We start from the raw sequence: 21,063 nt of genomic DNA, 5'->3' as shown, positions 1-21,063 counted from the left end.
CTGCCCCTCAAACCCTTGGTATGACTGGGTTTTTAAGTAAGGTGAGAGTGGTTTGCTAACATTTTGCTAACATAGAGGAAATTAACGGAGGCTTCTCATGAGTTCAGCGAACTTTTGGGAAGCTTCTTTTTTCATTTCTTGGGTTACGTGGAGATACACATTTTTCGTGATTTGATCATCGGAATGGCCAAGGCGGTCCATGATTTGTTCGAGTGAGACTCCAGCTTCAGCAAGAAGTGACGTATGAGTGTGTCTTAAACTATGCGGTGTTAAATCTTCATTTAGACCAGCGATTGCAAGTAGTCGTTTCATTCGATCTCGTATGTTTTTAATCACAATGGGATAACCATATTGCCGTTCCATTTTAGCAAAGATAAAGTCTTTGTTATGGTAAGCAGCTCCTAACCGCTTAATGACTTCATCTTGAACCGTTTTATGTTCCTTTAAAGCGTTAATCACCTCTTCATCCACAATAATTTTTCGACGTGATTTTCTCGTCTTCGGTGTGACTAGCTGATATTCCAAGGCATTATTTTTGGGATTGTAATACGTTTTGGTAATGCTAATGGTGTAATTTTTAAAGTCTATATCCTTCCACTTAAGAGCAACTAATTCTCCAACTCTAATTCCCGTATAGGCTAATATCAAAAAAACTAAGTAATCATGCTCTAATCCATTGGCTTTGGCTGTTTCTAAAAGTAAGGCAAGCTCTTCTTTTTCAAGGTACTTTGGAACTTCCTCTTCTTCCAACTGTTCAATCGTTTTCTTATCCTTTTTCACATAAGTGAATTCAGTCGGGTCCTTTTTAATTAGCTCTAGTTCCAAAGCTTTTCGAAAAATCATTCTTCCTGTTCGATTTATCCCTTCTCTGGTACTATCAGAATAGCCTCTATCCTTTAAATCGTTTAAAGCGTCTTGATACATCTTTCTTGTAATATCTTTTAACTTTAATTTGGCAAAGTAGGGCAATAACTTTCCGATTTCATGAAGGCGTACTCGAATCGTTCCGGGCTTTACATCTTTAGAATCACTGTAGATAGGAAGCCACTCAATTGCAAAGTCACTAAACGTTTTTTCTGTTTCCTCTAAATAGGATCCTTGGTTTAATTCGTGAATTAGAGTGGCAGCAGCTTCTTCAGCTTCCTGCTTAGTTTTAAAGCCGCTTTTTACCTTTTGCTTTCTTTTGCCGGTAACTGGATCTAATCCAATATCAACGGTGAAAGCCCACTTCGAACCACAAGTGCATTTTTTCCTTTTGCACGTACAGCCTCTTTTGTAAAAATGTCCCTTCATTTTACATCCTCACTTTCAAACGTATATTTTGTTACTGAAAGAACATTATTTCCAAAGATAATATCAAAAATTCTTTTTAAGACAATTTCAAAATTTTTAATTATGATAATAATTATATTTATTGAGCCTTGTAGAAGGTGAACAGTGGGTTTTTTAGAAAAAATCCCAAAAAGTAAAACAATCAGTTGTGAATTCAATTATGTTTGTAAATTATCTTAATTATAGAGGAGTGCTGAAAGTGTGTAATAAAGAGTTCAAAAAAGAAGTAAAAGAGATACAAGAACGGTTAAAAGCGAACATAAAAGACAAGGAGCTATATAATTTAATTGAACAAATCGTAAAAGAAGATCTGGAATTGAAAATGTGGGTAGAAGAGGAGTGAATTTGTTTGTGGAAGGTATATCAAAACACGCTTTAGAAAAACAAATAATGGCAACAAAAAATTTTTTACAAGACAAATACGGAATAAAAAAACTAGGCATATTTGGCTCATATGCTCGTAATGCACAAAATGCTAAAAGTGATGTAGATGTTCTAATTGAATCTGAGAAGGCGCTCGGTTTAGAATTTTTGTCAATAAAATATTATTTAGAAGATAATCTAGGCGTAAGGGTTGATTTGGCAACTGAAGCAATGATAAGTCCACAAATTAAAGAGCAAATTCTCAAAGAGATTGTCTACCTATGGGATGATAACGAATAATTGACAAATGATTTCCCCGTTCTTTTGTGAAATATTAGGATTAAGGTTTTGAAAATTTACTGAAAAAGCCCCCAAGTTAGCTAAAAGTAAATGATTTAGCTTTATTAGACAATCGGGCCATTTAATTGTATAAGCTTTTGGGTTAAGTTATGTTATAAATGAAAGCTATGATGGAGGTATAAATTATGAATCAGGCTGCTCAGGCGTACTGGAATGAATATTGGAATGGTCAGAATCAAGATCAACCTAAGTCAGTTAGTGCATGGCAATTTGGGGCTGATCCTGATTTCCTCGCGCAGTTAGTAATAAAGGGTATTAAAACTGCAACATGCTCCGGATTTATATTTTATGAACACGAGAATGAACCCATCCCAACAATAAATGATTACAGCATTATTTTAAATAGCGACGATAAACCTGTAGCAATCATTAAGACGGTGGAGGTTGAGCTAACTCCAATGAATCAAGTTACTGAAGAGTTTGCTGTTGCAGAAGGTGAAGGAGATAGGACTTACCAATATTGGTGGGAAGCTCATGAAAAATTCTTTAGAAATGAGTTAAAAGCAATCGGACATGAATTTTCGGAAGATATGCTCCTTGTTTGTGAACGTTTTGAAGTGATTGATGTAAAAAAGGGGTTAAAGATCCATTCCTAAGTAATTTGGCGCGATAATCAAAAAGATAATCGCGCCTATTTCATGTTTGAGCCAAATAATGTAACAAGGCTTTTTGAGATAACGGTACGGTAGAGTTTAATAATGGGTTTTGATCTTGGGAAAGCTATTCCATTAAGAAAATAGTGGATGGTGATATTCGATGAGAAGATCTTTAATTCTAATACTAAGTAGTACACTATTGTTTTTAACAATAACTAAAGTCTATGCTCAAGATGAACTCACAAGAGAGGAACTTTTGGAAGAAGCATTAGTTGTAAGGTATCTTCCATACATTTTAGAAGTCACTGACACATTGTTTATGTGTGAACGAATTACTGATATAAGAAGACTTGAAGGAAATCGTCGCCATGAATTAAACATTGAAGTAGTAACGTTTGAAAAAGCTCACGAGCCTCCTTATGATTTGTTTCATATTACACTTACCGATATACCTGATGGGATAACTGTTACGAATGTTAAACATACAGGGAATTTATCACCAGAACAGCTTAAAAAGCATTGTTCTAGATAACTAACAGAGTGCAAAAGTTCAATAAGTGCGAGCTGCCTTCAACAGTATTTGAACTTCCGTTCTCAGGCGCGTATTCGATCAAACAATAGTTCTCATCATGGGAGCATTTTGGGGGATAATACATTTGAGGTGGTTCAAGTGATTAAAAAGGTATTAGGAAGCATAATTATTTTTCAATTAATTTCTACAATAACTATTGCTCAAACTAACCGACAAATAGAAATTTTTGATATAAGTAAAGGCATAGTTATTATGAATGTTCAATCAAATACTGATTCACAACTAGAAGTTAAAAAATTTTTTAAAGGAATAACAGGTGTATATGTTAAATACAACCCTATCCCTAATAAAGGATTTATGGTAAGAATCCCTATAGAACCTCCTGTTATGGTGAAAAACCAATGGTTCAATGATCTTGTAGATGAAGTAACCATCATATTTTCTGGTCATGAAAATCCTTATTTAATGGTTTTTGATGATGAAAACAGACCCCATTTCCTCACATTTGAAGGCGACGCAGCCCACTTCTTAAAGTTATTAAATTTAAAATTATGGAACTAAGAAGTAGAAATGAATGAACGATATTATTATTATGGTTATTCCATAAAAGGGCGCGAATATTAAACAACTATAGACTGCTATTTTAGCAGTCCATTTTTTTGTTTTTATTAGACCTGCAAAAGCTCCAGACGACGAAAATTAAACAGGGGGATGGGTATTGCATTCTTCCCCAAAAGCGTGTCCGAACAGAAGTAGAAAAAGGGGAATTTTTTGGCGCAAATTCCTCAAATAGATGATGATATTCTTTCTACCACATTCGTTTATACTAAATACGTACATCCTTTATTTGACCGATTTATACAAGCATGTGTCACTATCTATAAAAATTGAAAAGCAGCTTAGATATATGGGAGTATCAAAGCTGCTTTGTATTAAGGCTTTTTGGCAATGAAACGGATGCGCCAATAATCTGCAACCCAACCATTTTCTTTATAAAGTTGAGGACGTAAAATACGTTCACATTCACTATAAATTGCTTCTTTTTCATCATTTTTAAGAATTTTGAACATATTGTTACTGAACATTTCAAGCCAATTACGAATACCATCTTCTCCAACTAAAGGCGTTGGTCGTTCATAATGCTCGATTGTTATTACATTAAAACCAACATTGATAAGATGCTCTGTCATTTCCTCTTTTGTTGGAAATACCCATGGAAATAAAGTAGCATCATACAGAATTGATAGACGATCGGATGCTTCCTTTATGGCATCCACAATAGATTGGATATTATTAGCTCCACCTAATTCAGCCACGAAACGACCACCAGGAAGAAGGACATCATAACAATTTTGAGCAACCTTTTGCTGATTTTTCATCCAGTGAATGGCAGCATTTGAGAACACTGCATGAAATTGAGGGTCAAAAGAAAACTGCTCGCCATCTTGAACGCAAAAGTGGATATCAGGGTACTTTTCTTTAGCAGCTTCAATCATAGACTGCGCAGCATCAATGCCTGTAACGGTAGCACCACTTTTTGAAATATCATGAGCTAAATCTCCTGTACCGCAACCAACATCTAAAATATGTTCTCCCTTTTGTGGATTTAAGAAGGAAACAAGACTTTCACCAAAATTTGAAACAAACTTGTACTTGTTATCATAAAGTGTTGCATTCCAATTGGTCATTTATACCATCCCCGAATGTTGATACATTCAGATTATCATATCAGATGGAGATTAATCTAATAATTAATTTAACAACAGTTGATTCCCACTAGGAATCAACTCACGCTAAAAACGCAAGTCAAGTTATACCAGAAAAGGGCGCATTCCAGTAGCAAGGATTAGCGCTTTTTCATTTTTAGGCAGATAGTTGGATAAGAAGTTTAACAAATCATTTGAAATATTGATAAGTTAAACCTATCAATTCCTTTAAAATGGAAATATATTGATTAAGAGGTGACCAGAATGATCTCACATCGATTACTTACTCACGATACAATCATCGAAGTATTGTCCCACATTAATCCAGACCAAAATTTACTTTTTTATAGTTATTTAACTCAACGAAAAGAAAAAGCTCTATTTATTTGCCAATTCGTTGAAGAAAATCTTACTGCCATATTAGCTTATTTTAGCGAATTTTCCTTCCCCGCCTTTTCCTTCTTCCGACTTGAAGAAAAGAATATCTTTTTTTCAGATCTCGTTGCGTTTACAAGAGAAACTCTCAATCTTGATGAAAAAGCTGCTTGTGGCACGATTCTCAGTTCAAAGGATCTTGAACTTTTTCAATCCTTTGGGCTTATCACAGGAAGCCCTCAACGATTTTTAACAATGAAGCATCAGGATGAATCGAAACTCCTTGATTCACACATAACGGAAAAGGTTAGGGAAAATGAATTTTCCAAGGTAATAGATTTTCTACATAAGGGTGGAATGAGGTTTTTTACTAAGAGCGAGTTAGAATATTGTCCTTTTCTTGGAGTTAAGGAAGGGGAAGATTTTGTTTCTGTCGGTGGCTATCATTTTTATGACTCTAAGCTTGTGGAGCTGGGGAACATTGTTACCAGGTTAGATTGCAGAGGAAGGGGATTAGCTAAGCAGCTGACAAGTGAATTGACACACCTCGGTAAAAAACTTTCACCAGATGTCTACCTAGGTGTATTGGCAGATAATCTGCCCGCTGTCCGGGTGTATGAAGGCTTGGGGTATGGAATAACTGCGGACCTTTACATGGTCAATTTTACCTTGTCTAGTACTCTTTCTTATTGTAATTAATATTGTGACTATAGTGCAGATAGTTCAAGGTCAAGTAAGATTAAATTAATGACAAATTTCATATGTTTTGGAGGAAGTATGAAAGTACTCGGTTTAGTTTTTAGTGCAAGGAATGATGGGAATTCATTTAGGATGCTAGATTACTGTATGAAGAAATTTAAAGATAATTCATATGAGATAGAAATAATTAATATCCATGATTTAAATATTAATCCTTGCGGGAATTGTAATATAGAGTGTTGTAAAGGTTCAGTGTGTCCAATTCAAGATGACATCCCAAGATTATTAACAAAATGCTTTGAAGCGGATTTACTTCTATTCTCTCTTCCAACATACTGCGGACATCTTCCTTCAACGTACTTTATGCTTTCGGAAAGGTCACAAGCAATTATTAGCAAGGAATTTGACTATGAAAAAGAATATCTTAGGAAATTAAATTTTATATTTATAGGAAACATTACATCAGGTGCGGATATGTCAACTCACGAAGCATTATATACTTTTGCGGGGCTTAATTTTTTCCCAGAAACAGTCCTGTTTTCGTCTAGGGATTATGATATGAAACCAATAAATGGAGATTTAATAGAACATGCACTTATACAACAGAAGCTTAATGCTTATGTAGGAAGGTTGTTAAAAAAGGCAAATGATATATATAGGTGAAGAATTAGACACTTTAGTTGAAGGGCAAGTTGTTAAATAGGATATTATAATATGGATATATGGGGGGCACAATGTGATTAGAGAGATAAAACCAGATGATGCTGAAAGATTGGTAAATTTAATTAAAAAGATTGAGAGTAAGTCCCAATATATGCTTTTTGAATCAGGTGAAAGAAACATTAGTCCTGAACAACAATTAAAAAGAATAGAAGTTATGAAAAAAGAAGGTAATTCAACTATTTTTGTAGCTGAAGAAAATGGTGTATTAATCGGATATCTATTTGCTATGGGTGGCATTGCAAAAAGAAACAGACATTCAGTATATCTTGTTATTGGTATTTTAAGTGAATATAGAGGGCTTGGGGTAGGGACTAAACTATTTAAACACTTAGAAGTTTGGGCTAGGGAACACAGTGTACATCGATTAGAATTATCCGTAGTAACTCGTAATGAAGCTGGATTGCAGTTATATAAAAAAATGGGATTTGATATTGAAGGAACAAAAAGACATTCGCTTATTATTGATGGTGAATTTGTAGATGAGTACTATATGTCTAAATTGTTATAAAAATATCTTGCTAACAGATGTGGATTCTTTAATCGTGAAAGATCATTTTTTTATTTGTAATAAGGGATTCCATTAATAACTATATTCCATAATAGGGCGCATTTCCTGTAAAGGATCTGCACTCAATTTCTTTTAGGGCCAGATTGTGGAGTAACTCTAATATTGCGTAATAGGAAGATATTGCTACGAAAGGAAATAATGCTAGCACATTCCATAAGCAATATTAATTGGATTATTGTCCTAAATATAGTAGAATTTATATTAATTTAAAATTAGATAAGGACGATCAGCAGTGCTAAGAGATATCACTGATTGGGAACACATTGGTTATGGTGGTAAAAGCACCTTGGAGAAAGAGGAACTAAGGTCTCCAGAAGGCTTAAAATACTTAATAAAATACCCCAGACCATTTGAAGTAGGCATTTCGTGGGAAGATATCACCGAGTTGATTGCTGCTGAAATTGGAAAAATTCTTGGACTCGAAATGATGAAAGTTGAAATGGTGATTAGAAAAGGAAAAAGAGGTTGTCTACTTCGAAATTTTGTTGAGGAATACGATGCATTAATGGCTGAAGAAGGCGGCGCTTTATTAACCGAGTTGGTTGAAGAGTATAAAGAGGTACAAGAATCTGAATGGAAGAATTTAGAGCTCATTCATCAGGGATTTCAAATGATTCAGAAATTTCCGTATTGGGAATTTATGAAATCAGAATTTATAGATATGCAATTGTTTGATATTCTTATCGGCAATCAAGATAGGCACTCTTATAATTGGCAGTTATTATTTTTACCCTCCATTGGAGCGAAATTTTCTCCAATATACGATAACGGAGCCTCTTTAGGTTTTCGTTTTGATGAAGATCAGCTTAAGTTTAAAGCAGCGAGCGAGCAGGAAATGAACAAATACACTAAGAATACTAGGGTTAAAGCAGGTTTATTTGAAAATAAAAGTGTTAAAGCTAAAGACACAATAAACTATATTAGTGAGCATTTTCCTATAGAGTTTGAAGAAAGCGCTAAAAAGCTAGCTGAATTTGACATAATAAGGTATTCTAAATTTATTAATTCCTTAGATGTTTTAAGTAAAGCAAAGAAAGAATGGTTATTGAATATAATACCTTATCGTAGGAAGAAAATTTTAGAATGGATTGGAAAGGAGGAATAAATAAATGAGTAAAGTTCATACGCTACTTGTTGTATGGCAGAATAAAAAAAGCCGTTTATTTTACCATATAGGTACCCTTTCTTACTTCGACGGTCATTATGAATTTTCTTATTCGGATACAGGGCAACGAAAGTTAAAGGATGCTTTAGACAATGACTATATGTTGCATCCAGCGTTCCCGATTCCAGATAAGGTTTATCGTTCTAAGCACCTTTTCCCAGCGTTTGATCGTCGACTGCCCTCGATTGATCGTGCGGATTTTAAAGCGATTCTAGTTGATTTGGGATTAGATGAAAACTCTTCAAAAATGGACTTGCTTCAACAAACTCGAGGTCGTTTAGCTAGCGATACGTATTCTTTTGAGCAACCATTGCGACTTGAGGAAGATGGTAAATTACATTCCAGTTTTTTTGTTCACGGAATGCGTCATCGAAATTTACCAGAAGGATGGCATAGGAGGCTCACGATCAATAGTCCATTAAAATTAGTTCAAGAACCTACTAATCCGGCAGATCCCAATGCAGTGGGTATATTTACTCTGGGAGGAATTCTTCACTTAGGGTATGTTCCTGCTTTCTACAGTAAAGCTATCTTTTCTTTACTAGAAAGGGAAGCAGAACCGTTAGTTCGAGTTTCCTATATAAACGAAAAATCCACACCACATTGGTGGTTAAAAGTGGACTTTGAATGCGAAATACCTTCATTACAGGGGACTACAGCGGATGAATTGGTTCCAGTAATGCAATAATAATTCATTAATCTAATAAAAATTTCTTGGTAAATGATAAAATCCCGGCTGATTAACAGTCGGGATTTTTTGCATCAATACAGGGTGACTGTGCAACTGTATAGTACTTATCTTCAGCAATCGGGCGCTATCCTCTAGTAAGGATTAGCGCTATTTTTATTTTTTGCCAGTTTGTGGAGCATTAATCCTGCCCCCTTAAAAAAGAAAATTAAATTTTAAAGAAATGGCTGAATTAATAAAATTTTAAAAATAATTCCATTTTATGCAAATGCGATGTAATATATATATTGAATAAGTAATATATATATTACATTGCTGTAGGGAGGGTGATCGAACAGGTGAAAAATAATGTAAAAATTGCCCGTATACAAATGAACTTAACACAACAAGAGTTAGCCGGGAAAACTGGTGTTACTCGTCAAACCATCAGTTTAATTGAAAAAGGAAAATACAATCCAACATTAAATTTATGCCTGGAAATTTGTTATGTACTTAAACAATCATTAGATGAATTATTTTGGGTTGATAAGGAGGAGAAATAGTGAATTTTAAGGACGAGCGTTTAGCTATTCAAAATCTAAGAAATATTCGTATCGCATTTGTTTTCCAAACTTTGTGTATTGTTGGAATTCTAATATACGATGGAATATGCAATGGAATCATGCAAGTAACAAATAATCCATTATGGACAGTCTTTATAGGGACTTTTGTGGTATTTTCATATTTGAATATGCGAATTACGATAGATGTTTATCAATCTTATCATAATAAAAAACCAGGTTCTTTTTATAAATATTTTTTCCTTTCGTTATTAATAGGTGGAATATTTGGTGGGGTTACTTTCCTTGCTCCGGAAGGAACGACTAAAGATGCTCTAATTTTAGGGGGAGTATTGTTTTTCTGCTTCTTATTGACATTTACTGTTGCCTATTTCCTTAGAAAAAAACAATATGAGGATAATCTTGATGAGGAGTAATCCGTTTTGACATAATACATCAACTAGAGCAAAGCTTAGAAAGATTTTTTATGTAATGTGGGTTTAACGAAGATTTCTGCTTTTAAAGATTTGCAACAAAAAATAACTAATAATGGAAAATGTAGTAATAATATTAAATTGCGATATGCAAATATTCAGCAATCGGGCGCGATTATCAAAAAGATGATCGCGCCTATTTCATGTTTGGGCCAGATTGTTTAGGATGTAGTTTAGTATTAAGAGTGTGAACTTATCATAAGTAAATGAGGTTTTTTGTGAATCTTAATAGGAAAGATATTGTGGCGAATTAGGATTTCCTGGTTCGGAAACCTTTTTAATGTGGTACTAAAAGCTTCAAAAAGCCGATCAAAATATGCATCTGATAATGGGAACTTAATTGTAAAAAAGGAGTTATAAAAAGTCATTAAGGACTAGGTATCACTCCCTTTTTAGTTAAAGATAAGAAGTTACATGTCGATAAATCTTAGTCAAGAATCATTTTGGAGAAAACAGGAACAAATCATTCTTATATTTAATTTAAATCCATTTTGCAATACTAGAATCTAAAAAGTCTAATTCTTTTTGGAAGGATTCATCAAATCGATTGACGATAAATTCTTGTTCTATTTTTGCAATAAAGGATAAATCAGAAATAATTCGGCCTATGGTAACAAGAATTCCACCAAGGTCTAATTTTTTTAAGTCTTTTGATAGTGCCACATAAATCACATTACTGGTAGAAGCTATTATATTTGCGATTAATAAAATTTTTCGCGTTCGGACTTCATATAATTCTCGACTCCCGTGTTTCTTAGGGTTATAGAATAATGAATGAATTAAGCCAACGATAGAATTGATGAAAACCGATAATGTTGCTCCCCTTGTTACACTATAAGTATCGATGTTAAATTGTTGCACAAGTTTTTGCGCTAAATCATTATCTAATGAACTTACGAATGGTAAGGGTAAACCTTGTTTGGTAAAATAGTCGGTTCCAAAATGTATGGCTTGTTTCACTACGGCAGCTGGTAAATTAAGTTTATCTTCTTGTGCTTTTAAGACTGCATCATTAAATGCACCAACTGTCCCAAACTCATAAAAATCACCAATTTTACGGTTAACAACCTGATAGGTTGTAATGAAGTTTGTTTTTGTTAAGGTTGAGGTTAAAATATTTATAGGTCCAAATATCCATCCTAATACAGGGTCATGCCCTAATGTCCGATATCGGTGTGTGTACCCACTAAGACCTGTACTATCACTATCAGCATTTACTTTTACAACTGCATCATATGGTACTGGTCCAAACAAGATATCGTGCCACGTATTTGGAGTAACCTTTTTAAGCGGTTTTTTTAACGCATTATCAGCTTCTGTTGCCTTTAACCGGAATTTTTCGTTTGAGAAAATAAATTGTCTGGCTACCTGTAAAGCAACTGTTAATAATAAAAAAGCAATGTCACCTTTTGTTAATTTCGTTTTCTCACTGAAGGCTTTCTTAATCGCCAGATATTCCGCATCTGCTTCGGCAACTTCTTGTGCTGTAAGTAAGTCTTCAATGGCTGTATTCTCAAAACCGGCAGCGTGAGCTTCCTCCACGATTGTTTCGAAGGATTTATATTCACTAACATTTGGTTTAATATGTAATTTAAACGGAGTTTCATATACTTTTTGTTGCTGTGGAAGATCAACTTTTACTTGGAGCTGTTCCAGCAATTTTAGTGAACTTTTTATAGCTTCATCAGCTTCGTTTATGTTTGTATCAATCTCTTCTCGTTGTTGTAATTTCTCTTTGAACTGCTTTGCTTTTTCTATCCCAAGTTTTGTTAGATGTTCATTATATTTTAAAGCGTTTAGTAGTTTTTGAGATTCCTGATCCATTTATAATTCACCTAGTCATGATAATTGTGCAGACATTTTTGAAATAACATCTTGTAGTGCTGTATTAATGGCTGCCAACTCTTCAATTTTCTTCGCTTGTTCTTTAACTATTTGTTTATAATAATTCACTTCTTTTTCTGCCTCTATTTGTAAAGACTGTAACAAGTTCTGGTATTGTCGAATCAATTTATTTTGCATCTCCACTGCTTTTTTCAATCTAATTTGCAGACGTTCACGCAGTTCTCTCTCTTTTTTATTTTTGAAAAGTAAATAACCGACACCGGTAATTAATGCCAGTGGAAGAGCAATTGGAGCTAATGCCACACCCCCCACTAAACCTGTAGCACCTATCGCTCCACTTGCAATTCCTGTACCAATTGCAGAAGTCCCAGCTAAACCAGCAATTGCTGCTCCACTCCCAGCGACTGCCGTCAGGGATGCAGCAATAATTTTAGGTGCACTGCTAGGGTCATTTATAACGATACCTTTTGTCATAATTGCTTTTTCAGCAATGGCTAACACTTCATCTACTTCTCTTAAGTCATTATTATTTTTATAGTATTTTGTACCCATATTTATCCACTCCCTCATTAAGCATATCCGACTTTTTACTTTTTTGGAATAATTAATAAAACAATTATAAATTAATTGTGAGTGACTCTCCCTGCAAAAAATAATCAAGTAATTTATTAATAGCAAAAACTGCACCTACAATTATCAGATAGTAACAAAAATTGAGGTCCAGTTCATTACCGTTTATTCTGATGTATTAAAAGTCTGATCTTGTTACATTAAAGCGCCCGATTATTTTATAATTTTGCCTTTCCCCTAAAAAGAATTTACTCTTATGAAAAAAACTCATTTAGATGCGTTACGGTGACCGTATTATAGTTAAAATATAGCAATCAAATTATGGTAATATCCTGATCTTCCACACAGAGGGCCATTTAATAGAATAAAACATTCAAAAAATACTGGATATTTATGTTAATATTAGTATGAAGATTATGGAAAAACATACTTAAACCAACAGGCAGGATAGTAAATAAAAACAAAAGAGGGTATTTTTATGGTATCAGTTACTAAGAGAATTCCTACAGTTAAACAACCGAGAGGAGGCTATATAAAACCAAAAGATTTTGTTGTTACAGATTTATTAGATTCTGTTATTTTAAACGAAAATGAAAATATTCAAAGTAGTTTGGTAGGAATAGCAGTAGATTATTTAACAAGATTTTTAAATGGAGAACCAATTAAAAAAGCATTTGGAATTTCAATGAGGGGAGCAATTAATGCTAAAGAGACTAAATTAGCGAATGATCTATTACTCAAAATACAGGGGTTAGATGATATTTCAATTGAAAGTGCATGTAAAATGGTGGGGTTTGATGTAGCTTTCCGAGTAGGAGTAGCGTGGTATAAGCCAGTAGAATTTATTAAACCTGATAAAGAAACTATTTCGAATATAAGAATTATGGTGAATAGAGGATTGAATTTTTTCAAACTCTATGGACCTATTGTAAAGAATGGTTTTAATTTTGAAGGGGGCTATACATCAACTATAAATACTGGTGATGGCGATTTTTTAACAGAAAATACATTATGGGATTTTAAAGTTTTAAAATCAGCGCCAACTAACAAGCATACACTACAGTTACTCGTATACTATTTAATGGGGATACATTCAATTCATTCCGAATTCAAACAAATTGAGAATTTAGGAATATTTAATCCTCGTTTAAATAAAGTCTATTTGTTACCTATAAACACAATATCCAATGATGTTATCAATGAAGTTAATACTGATGTTATAGGATATTGAATTTAATAAAAATTCTTTCGTGGGATTAGCTTTTTTATTGAACTATCGGGCGCATTTCCATAGCATGGATCTGCGTTTTTTGTATGTAAGGGCGCATTTCCATAGGATGGATTTGCGTTTTTTTGTATGTAAGGGCGCTTTAATTTAATGTACATACTTTTCAGTAAACTGCAAAGAACTTATTGAACTCTCAAACTCTCCAGGTGTGATCTGAAAGGTTCAACCCCTGTTTATTCAACAGGGGTTGTGTTATTATTCCTTCTATTTTCTAAGTAGATTTGAATATTAATAATAGCAGTTAGAATGATACCCATCCATAACATATATTCAGGAAATGTCATCCCAACTTCGATACTAGAAGCCCAAAGGTTGTTAATAATCATAGGGCTATACAAAATTATTACTCCAAGGATAAATAACCAAGTGAAACTTGCGTTAATGAATTTTTTAGGTATTCCAATAAGAGAGAACAGGGATCCAAGTATAGCTAATACAACACGACCACCATCTAATACTGGAATAGGAATCATATTTAAACAAGCTAATATTATACTCAATAAGGCAAAACCCAACCAAAATTCTTGAGAAATATTTGCCATTGAGATATATAATCCGATACTATTTTCTAAATCATGCTCAGGGGTGATAATATCTGAAAATTTGAGACTGGCAATGACTGAGTAAAACTTCGGAATTAGATAAACAAACTTACTATATACAATAACAAAGGAATCATAGACAGATTGACCTTGTTGAATAAAGAAGACTGTTAGACCAATAAAAAAACAGACAATATTAATAAATATTCCAGCCAAATAAAACACACAGCTTTTAAAAAGAGAAAGGTTTTGTTCATTCGATGAATCAGGTTTAACATACCCCATTATTGGGATAGCATTAAACTGAAAATTCGTATCTGAAAATTTAAATCTTAATAACGTAGGACCGACTCCAACAGAAAAGGTAGAAACTGAAACATTAAATAATCGCGCAGCAAGGTAGTGCCCCATTTCATGGAGAGTGACGACTAAAAAAAGCGTGAATATTAGTTTTAAAATAAGCATGAATTCCACGAATGATATGGGTGGAGAGTTAATGAGGTAACTTGCTAAAGCTCCTAAAACCATCCCATAAAGAGCAAGTATTATTAATTTTTCTACGTCATTGTCTTTGTTACTTTTTCCTATTACTATTTTTGTCATTAATATTCCAGAATAAATTGTTATCCCGATTGAAGCTAGTGAAACCACAGCAACCATCATAAAGTACATTTAATCACCTCCAATTTAACAATATTAAATATATGTCCAAGCTAAGGTGCTTATGAACTATTAGGAAAAATTTGTTAGTATAAGCGTTATTTAGGGCATCCTTATAAGGTATAAGTTTTATAGTTAGGTGGCGGTTATTAAATGGGAAGAAAAAGAGGCTATAGGATAAAAAGGGGATTTAGAATTGAAGGAATATTAATTTTCGTAGCTGCTCTTTCGGTAATTTTGGTTGGATTAATAGTATCGTTAAATCAGGCAATTATGAGGTTTCTATCCTTTTTTGGTGGATTAAATACCGTGGAGTGGGGGTATACAATTCTTTTTTGCGCTTTTTTATTTTTCTTATATCACTTATCAAGGGTAAGAGAAAAGCAAGAGTTAGAACGGGAAAAAGTTCATGTCGAAAAAATGGAAGAACTTAATCGATTGAAGCAAATTGAAAAAATAAAAGCGCAAAATCAGCTGGATGAAATAAAAAAGATGGATCCTTTTGAATTTGAAAAATTTGTAAAAGAGTTATACGGATTGATGGGATATAAAGCAATTCTCACTTCTAAAACCGGTGATGGGGAAAGGACATCATATTGAAAAAAGGATCTGACACACTACTTGTTGAATGTAAGAGATACAATTCACAAAAAGTTACTCGCCCTGAAATTCAAAAATTCCATAGTGCAATCATTGATATGAAAGCGAAAAAAGGTTTCTTTGTCACCACTGGTGAATTCACCAAAACCGCTATTGAATATTCAAATGATAAACATATTGAATTAATAAATGGTAATAGTTTATTGAGTCTTTTACAAATGGCAATCTCAAATAGTTTTACTGGTGTTAGCAATGATGATCGAAATTTTAATACCAAGACTGAAGAAGGTTTACTATAAATTATGAAGTATTAAACAATCATTATGTATGAGAAAAGAAAGAGAGCAAAAATTACATTTTACTCTCTTGGTTTCTTAATAACCCCTCGCATTAATTTTCCGAATTTTTCAGAAGCTTCTCTTTTCATTACATTTGTCACATGAAGATATATTTTTCTTGTTGTTTTTTCATCACTATGGCCTAATCGTTCCATAATCTCTTCAATATCCACTTCAGCTTCGGCAAGTAGGGAAGTATGTGTGTGACGAAGAGAGTGTGGATTATATTTTTTTGACTGAAATTCTAAAAATTTTAATAGCCTGGTCATTCTAGTTCTAACAAGTTTTGTTAGAATTGGATAGCCGGGATGACGGTTAAAGTTTGCGAAAATATAACCTTTGTCATGATATGATTTGCTAAATTGTTTAATTAATTTCTCTTGTTGTAATTTGTGTTTTCGAAGTACTTCAATCACAGATTCATCTACAACAATTTTACGTTTTGATGAAATTGTTTTAGGAGTAACTAACATATAGTTTTTCGTGTTGTTTTTTTCGTTGTTGTACGTTTTAGTAATACTAATTGTGCGTCGATCAAAATCAATATCTTTCCACTTCAGTACCACCAACTCACCTACACGCATCCCTGTATAAGCTAACGTAATAAAGATAGGTTCATCCATATAAAGCCCTTTTTCATAGACGATTTCTAGGAATTGTGCGAGTTCCTCTTTTTCAAAGTATTTTGGAAGTTCCTCTTCAACTGTTTCTTCATCTTCTTCGGATTCTATAATAACTTTTTTATCTCGTGGAATATATGCGAATTCGATTGGATTAAATTTTAGCATTCTTTTACTTAGGGCCATTTTGAAAATCATCTTACATGTCACATGGATACCTTCCAAGGTACTTTGAGAGAGTCCTTGTTCCTTTAAATCATCTAAAACTGCTTGATACAATTCATCAGAGATCATTTTCAGTTTGAGAGGAGAAAAGTAAGGCAAAAGCTTATTAATACTATATTGTCTAAGACGAATTGTGCTAGGTTTGCACCCAGTTCTTTCACTGTATGTTAAGAGCCATTTTTGAGCAAAATCCTTAAATAAAATATTCGATTCTTTAATATAAGAACCTTGGTTTATTTCGTTAAGTAGAGATGCAGCAGCTAGCTCAGCTTCTTCTCTAGTTTTAAAACCTGCCCCTGTTGCCTGTTTCCTTCTTCCGTTTTTAGGATTACGCCCGACATCAATCACGAAACTCCAAGTCTTTCCACAGGTACAGTTATCAATAGGACAAGTGCAACCTCTCTTCTTATAATGACCTTTCATGTTAAAACCCTCCAAAATTGTTTACTTTTATCTATAGATCTCAAGATTTGCGTTATTAGTTAATCATGTGTTGGTTCTTCTTCTTTGACTCTATAACCCATTGTTTCAAGTCATTTTTTTCCACTCTTTTGGATGTTCCAATTTGCAAAACAGGAATTCCACCATGATTCACATGAAGTTGAAATAGCTCATAAACCCTTCTTCTCGAGATTCCTAGGAACTCGGAAATCTGTTGTGCTGTCAAAAAGTCAGGGAGTGATTCCCAAGTAGTGTGTTTTTTTGAATTTTTCATAATCGTTACCTCCAGTTAAATTAAAAAAGAAAAACCCCACAGATATGGAAAGAAGACAGACTGCATCCATAGAATAAAGATTATAAGTTTTTTACAAATAATCTTTTAGTCTTGGATTGGCAGGTCCTTCCTGTCCAATCTGTGGGGTTTACCCAACTATGATTGTATTTTTTATTAAATTTTGATTATGTTACAAAATATATATTGATTTATGTTGAATTGTCAAGCACAAATACACGATCGTAAAAAACTAGAAAAGATAAGAATTTTAGTTAACCTCATTTTTTAACAACAAGTCTAACGTATTAGTTCCTTTCGTGTTTGACAAAAAAATATGTGTTGTTGTATTGTTAAGTTATTAGCAATTAATTACTTAAGTTTGAAAAATTAAATCGCTTAAAAATCGAATAAATCTATTTTTTCTTTTTAATAGATCTAGAGCAGAAGCACTGTCTCTATATCTGTAGAAATACACATTACGTGTGTCTTCTATAGATATAAGGGCGGTGCTTTTTTTGTTCTATACAAGCAGAAAAAATGATTTTCGTTTTTAATTGAAAAAAATCAAGAAAGGGGATTTCTTATGCAAAATCAAGATTCTATTCAGTTATCCTTATTTGATTCTCATTCCGAAGAATTTGATCAAATGAACAGCATAGATGAACTGTTTTCACAAAAAGATTTGATTTGTTCTGAAAAAGTTAATGGCTCTTCTCAAAATGAAATTCTTGAATTGAATGGTTTTGATAAAGAAGAGGTGCAATCAAGCCAAGAAGAAATAGAGACAATTACTGAATTTGATGGAATTAGCAGTGTTGAAGAGCTGTTTAGTAGGTATATTTTTGGAACTGGAATAGAGAACAAAAGTGCATGGTCCAGGAAGTTATCTGAATAAAAGTTCGCAGGAACTGGGTATAAAATCAAATATGCTAGCTCATAATGGAGATAAATTTACAAAGGAAGAGTTGATCTCCATTATGGAAAGCTTATTTAAAACCTCTCATCAAGAGAACGTGATTCCTTTAGGAGAGGAAGGGTTAAAGCAGTGGTTCATTGACAATATGATCAGTAAACTAGAGGCCAAACCGATTCAACAGTTTTTAGTAAAGCGGACGAAACCGCTCAATTATAAATTAGTGTTCCTGCTCATTTTACGATTTACCGAATTCGAGTCATTAGTCAGTAAGGCAACACGAAAAAAACCATTCGATCTTGTACGAGAAGACTTTTTAAATCAGGAATTATATGAGGAGGTAATCACGAGCCAGTTTTATTACCAAAACTTTGCTTTGTTTTACAAACAAATGAATCCCTTTATAGAATCGTCTTTAACGTATACACCCAAAGAACGAAAAGAGGTGGTACTACCACCTGAACGTACAATCCTTTCTTACTTATAAAAAGCGGCAGGGAACGAAACCAGACCTGGTTAGATAAGTTTCGATATGAACTGCATCGTTATTTACGATGGTCCTGCAATGTTTTAAATGACTTTAGTTCTTATCCAATCGACAAAGTTCCCTTTACCTTGTTTACACAAGAACATTTAAAGACATATAAAAACTATCTCATCAAGGGGGTCCAAAGCGGCCGGTTGCAGAAAATGGTTCTATGAAACATTTTAAAAATATCAAAACCTTCTTTAGAACCCTCTATCATATGAGGTTTATTAAAAACGATATTACAAGAGGCATACGGAATATCGAGGGGGATGATTATCAATCTCGTTATATGCCAACGGATACGGAAATAGAAAAATTCTTTACCGCGATCGAACAATATTCCGACACGCCACTACTAGATAAACTCGCATTCGGGTTTATGCTCTATCTTGGATTTCGCTCATGTGAACTGGCAAAATTACAATGGGAAAACATCAATTGGAGCCTTAAGGACGTAAAGTTTACAGCAAAGGGAGGAAAGGGACACTCCTTACCGCTTCCTTCACCGCTTATGGATCTCTTGCAAGAAGTGGAAAAACAAGGAAATGGGTTAGTGTTTGGAATGAAGAATCAACAACTAAGAGCCATATTGTCTTTAAAGTACCGAATATTCACCTTGATTGCAGACTGGAAAGAGGCGAGTGGTCCCCACCAGTTGCGCCACGTTTATATCACGCGTTTAACTGAGAAAGACGTAACGCCTAAAGTGCTTAAACGTTTGGCTCGACACGACAACCTAGCCACGACTTCCCTCTATATCCATCGAATGGAAGGGGAAGTTGGAGATAAAGTAAAGCAGATTTCGTTTCCGTGGGAGGTGAATTAATGTGGCACTAGAAAAAGAGGACCATCCTCAATTCACCATCCAGGATGAAGTTCAAACGCTTTTGAAAAAATACGGGCAGGTTCTGGTGGAAAAAGAACTTGGCTCCATAGGGCTTCTTTTAACGGAAAAAAAGAACCCTAAAAATAAAGAGATAACATTGTTGGAGGCAGCACAGCACTTTTTAGAGGATGAATTTTCAACCTACCAAAGTGTTTCCCCTTCCTCACAGTCATCCTATAAAAGTGAAACGAGAAGTTTTTGTAAGTATTTTAGGGTAAATATCGATGAGGATATATCAACGGATGTCTTGTTAAAAGAGGTATTAACCTCTGAAAAGTTAGAGGATTATATACAACAGCCAGATATAGCGGAGTCAACTCGAAGAAAAAAGGCGGCTTTTTTAAGGACCTTTATTGATTCAGTAGCAAGGGATCTCCTAAGCGAGAAAAAAATCAATCAATTAAATAAAAGGGCACTTCACCTGGATGACCCAGACCCACAGCCCCCACGAGCCTTTACGGCAGAACAAATTGATTATTTACTTAATTTGTCCCGCTTAACACGGTGTGCCCTTCGAAACTATACGATTCTTTGGACGCTCGTGGGAACAGGGATTCGAGTGGATGAGTTACATTTTCAAATTGGTGATGTGAATCTTGAAAAAGGTTGGATAAAAGTCAAAGCGAAAGGACGGAAAGAACGAGCAAAAGTGAAACGGTTCATGACAAAAGGGGCCATCAAGGTAATGAAATACTATATCAATTTTACTTACCCACACTTAAAGAATGTGTTATGTGAGACGGACTACAATCGCCGTTACGTTTTTTCGGATGACAATGGAAAAAACGCCCTGTCCAATCGGGCCATTCAAAAAATGGTAAGGGGGTTGATTGATACGGCTATTGAGGACAAAGTGATTCAAGATAAAGTATGGGACAGTGATCGTGGAGAAGAGGTGAAAGTAAACTATTCGACCCATTCGTTCCGTCACTCGTTTGCGATCTATGCCCTAGAAAGCGGGATGAATATTTATATTGTTAAGGAACTATTGGGACACAAATCTATTGGATCTACAGAAGTTTATTTAAATTTATTTGATGAGCAGTACCAAAAAGCAATAGATAAACATCCATTTGCACAGCTTGAAACTGATCAATTAAAACACTTGGGAGTTGATGTCTAGTGGAAGGAATTCTCTTTTCGTCTATTTACTTTCAGAAGTGGACGGAACTAAATACCTTAAAGCCCAAAT

The 21,063-nt window shown here is 34.1% G+C and carries 24 protein-coding genes and 1 pseudogene; 18 read left to right on the top strand and 7 right to left on the bottom strand.

Annotated elements, in window-relative coordinates; all coding sequences use genetic code 11:
* Positions 1-81: 81 nt before the first annotated feature.
* Complete coding sequence (locus tag RGF10_RS23265; protein ID WP_318506146.1) at positions 82-1,293, bottom strand: site-specific integrase; 1,212 nt, start codon at positions 1,291-1,293, stop codon at positions 82-84.
* Between the two features lie 238 nt (positions 1,294-1,531).
* Between RGF10_RS23265 and RGF10_RS23260 the strand changes: the two genes are divergently transcribed.
* From RGF10_RS23260 to RGF10_RS23240, 5 genes are all read left to right on the top strand, one after another.
* Positions 1,532-1,675 (top strand): hypothetical protein, encoded by a 144-nt coding sequence (locus tag RGF10_RS23260; protein WP_318506144.1) that lies wholly within the window; start codon positions 1,532-1,534, stop codon positions 1,673-1,675.
* An 8-nt stretch (positions 1,676-1,683) separates the two neighbouring features.
* Positions 1,684-1,995, top strand: a complete 312-nt coding sequence (locus RGF10_RS23255) for a nucleotidyltransferase family protein (RefSeq protein ID WP_318506142.1) — start codon at positions 1,684-1,686, stop codon at positions 1,993-1,995.
* A 185-nt stretch (positions 1,996-2,180) separates the two neighbouring features.
* Positions 2,181-2,651, top strand: a complete 471-nt coding sequence (locus tag RGF10_RS23250) for an ASCH domain-containing protein (RefSeq protein ID WP_318506140.1) — start codon at positions 2,181-2,183, stop codon at positions 2,649-2,651.
* A 160-nt stretch (positions 2,652-2,811) separates the two neighbouring features.
* Complete coding sequence (locus RGF10_RS23245; protein ID WP_412176660.1) at positions 2,812-3,183, top strand: DUF3888 domain-containing protein; 372 nt, start codon at positions 2,812-2,814, stop codon at positions 3,181-3,183.
* A 138-nt stretch (positions 3,184-3,321) separates the two neighbouring features.
* Positions 3,322-3,744, top strand: coding sequence for a hypothetical protein (locus RGF10_RS23240; RefSeq protein ID WP_318506136.1), 423 nt, complete (start codon positions 3,322-3,324; stop codon positions 3,742-3,744).
* Positions 3,745-4,115: 371 nt separating this feature from the next.
* On the opposite strand, the gene RGF10_RS23235 is transcribed toward RGF10_RS23240, so the two are convergent.
* Complete coding sequence (locus tag RGF10_RS23235; RefSeq protein ID WP_318506134.1) at positions 4,116-4,871, bottom strand: class I SAM-dependent methyltransferase; 756 nt, start codon at positions 4,869-4,871, stop codon at positions 4,116-4,118.
* A gap of 282 nt (positions 4,872-5,153) precedes the next feature.
* On the opposite strand from RGF10_RS23235, the gene RGF10_RS23230 reads away from it, so the two are divergent.
* The 7 genes from RGF10_RS23230 to RGF10_RS23200 all read left to right on the top strand — a co-directional run bounded on the left by RGF10_RS23230 (position 5,154) and on the right by RGF10_RS23200 (position 10,083).
* Entirely contained in the window at positions 5,154-5,963 is an 810-nt protein-coding gene (locus tag RGF10_RS23230; RefSeq protein ID WP_318506132.1) for a GNAT family N-acetyltransferase, read from the top strand.
* Positions 5,964-6,041: 78 nt separating this feature from the next.
* Positions 6,042-6,626, top strand: a complete 585-nt coding sequence (locus RGF10_RS23225; protein WP_318506130.1) for a flavodoxin family protein — start codon at positions 6,042-6,044, stop codon at positions 6,624-6,626.
* 73 nt (positions 6,627-6,699) lie between these two features.
* Positions 6,700-7,194: a GNAT family N-acetyltransferase gene (locus RGF10_RS23220; protein WP_318506128.1), complete on the top strand. Its 495-nt coding sequence runs from the start codon at positions 6,700-6,702 to the stop codon at positions 7,192-7,194.
* A 292-nt stretch (positions 7,195-7,486) separates the two neighbouring features.
* On the top strand, positions 7,487-8,359 hold the full coding sequence (locus tag RGF10_RS23215) for a HipA domain-containing protein (RefSeq protein ID WP_318506126.1): 873 nt from the start codon (positions 7,487-7,489) through the stop codon (positions 8,357-8,359).
* Positions 8,360-8,363: 4 nt separating this feature from the next.
* Positions 8,364-9,107, top strand: a complete 744-nt coding sequence (locus RGF10_RS23210) for an HIRAN domain-containing protein (protein ID WP_318506124.1) — start codon at positions 8,364-8,366, stop codon at positions 9,105-9,107.
* Between the two features lie 338 nt (positions 9,108-9,445).
* A complete protein-coding gene (locus tag RGF10_RS23205; protein WP_318506122.1) occupies positions 9,446-9,649 on the top strand; it encodes a helix-turn-helix transcriptional regulator in 204 nt (67 codons plus the stop codon).
* Positions 9,649-10,083 carry a hypothetical protein gene (locus RGF10_RS23200; protein ID WP_318506120.1) on the top strand — a complete coding sequence of 145 codons (435 nt, stop codon included), beginning with the start codon at positions 9,649-9,651 and terminating at the stop codon, positions 10,081-10,083. The genes RGF10_RS23205 and RGF10_RS23200 overlap by 1 nt, the downstream gene beginning before the upstream one ends.
* A 537-nt stretch (positions 10,084-10,620) precedes the next feature.
* Here the strand turns inward: RGF10_RS23200 and RGF10_RS23195 are convergent.
* Positions 10,621-11,964: a hypothetical protein gene (locus RGF10_RS23195; protein WP_318506118.1), complete on the bottom strand. Its 1,344-nt coding sequence runs from the start codon at positions 11,962-11,964 to the stop codon at positions 10,621-10,623.
* 15 nt (positions 11,965-11,979) lie between these two features.
* Positions 11,980-12,537, bottom strand: a complete 558-nt coding sequence (locus RGF10_RS23190; protein WP_318506116.1) for a hypothetical protein — start codon at positions 12,535-12,537, stop codon at positions 11,980-11,982.
* Positions 12,538-13,033: 496 nt separating this feature from the next.
* Here RGF10_RS23190 and RGF10_RS23185 point away from each other — a divergent pair, with 496 nt between their 5' ends.
* Positions 13,034-13,786 (top strand): hypothetical protein, encoded by a 753-nt coding sequence (locus tag RGF10_RS23185; RefSeq protein ID WP_318506115.1) that lies wholly within the window; start codon positions 13,034-13,036, stop codon positions 13,784-13,786.
* A 230-nt stretch (positions 13,787-14,016) separates the two neighbouring features.
* On the opposite strand, the gene RGF10_RS23180 is transcribed toward RGF10_RS23185, so the two are convergent.
* Positions 14,017-15,057 (bottom strand): site-2 protease family protein, encoded by a 1,041-nt coding sequence (locus tag RGF10_RS23180; RefSeq protein WP_318506112.1) that lies wholly within the window; start codon positions 15,055-15,057, stop codon positions 14,017-14,019.
* Positions 15,058-15,198: 141 nt separating this feature from the next.
* Here RGF10_RS23180 and RGF10_RS24015 point away from each other — a divergent pair.
* Positions 15,199-15,944: pseudogene (locus tag RGF10_RS24015) on the top strand (restriction endonuclease).
* Between the two features lie 59 nt (positions 15,945-16,003).
* Here RGF10_RS24015 and RGF10_RS23165 read toward each other — a convergent pair.
* Positions 16,004-17,251, bottom strand: a complete 1,248-nt coding sequence (locus tag RGF10_RS23165) for a site-specific integrase (protein ID WP_318506108.1) — start codon at positions 17,249-17,251, stop codon at positions 16,004-16,006.
* 55 nt (positions 17,252-17,306) lie between these two features.
* Positions 17,307-17,543, bottom strand: a complete 237-nt coding sequence (locus tag RGF10_RS23160) for a helix-turn-helix domain-containing protein (RefSeq protein WP_318506106.1) — start codon at positions 17,541-17,543, stop codon at positions 17,307-17,309.
* Between the two features lie 583 nt (positions 17,544-18,126).
* Here RGF10_RS23160 and RGF10_RS23155 point away from each other — a divergent pair.
* The 4 genes from RGF10_RS23155 (at position 18,127) to RGF10_RS23140 (ending at position 20,994) form a co-directional block, all read left to right on the top strand.
* Positions 18,127-18,438 carry a hypothetical protein gene (locus RGF10_RS23155; RefSeq protein ID WP_318506104.1) on the top strand — a complete coding sequence of 104 codons (312 nt, stop codon included), beginning with the start codon at positions 18,127-18,129 and terminating at the stop codon, positions 18,436-18,438.
* A gap of 31 nt (positions 18,439-18,469) precedes the next feature.
* Positions 18,470-18,943 carry a hypothetical protein gene (locus RGF10_RS23150; RefSeq protein ID WP_318506102.1) on the top strand — a complete coding sequence of 158 codons (474 nt, stop codon included), beginning with the start codon at positions 18,470-18,472 and terminating at the stop codon, positions 18,941-18,943.
* A gap of 211 nt (positions 18,944-19,154) precedes the next feature.
* Positions 19,155-19,811, top strand: a complete 657-nt coding sequence (locus RGF10_RS23145; protein WP_318506100.1) for a tyrosine-type recombinase/integrase — start codon at positions 19,155-19,157, stop codon at positions 19,809-19,811.
* 1 nt (position 19,812) lies between these two features.
* The gene (locus RGF10_RS23140; RefSeq protein WP_318506099.1) at positions 19,813-20,994 is read left to right on the top strand and encodes a tyrosine-type recombinase/integrase; all 1,182 of its coding nucleotides are present in this window, start codon (positions 19,813-19,815) and stop codon (positions 20,992-20,994) included.
* Positions 20,995-21,063: the final 69 nt, after the last annotated feature.

It is taken from the genome of Bacillus sp. T3 (assembly GCF_033449965.1).
GTDB lineage: Bacteria > Bacillota > Bacilli > Bacillales > Cytobacillaceae > Bacillus_BU.
The sequence above is the reverse complement of the archived record's forward strand: the minus strand, read 5'-3'. Positions and strand labels throughout refer to the sequence as shown.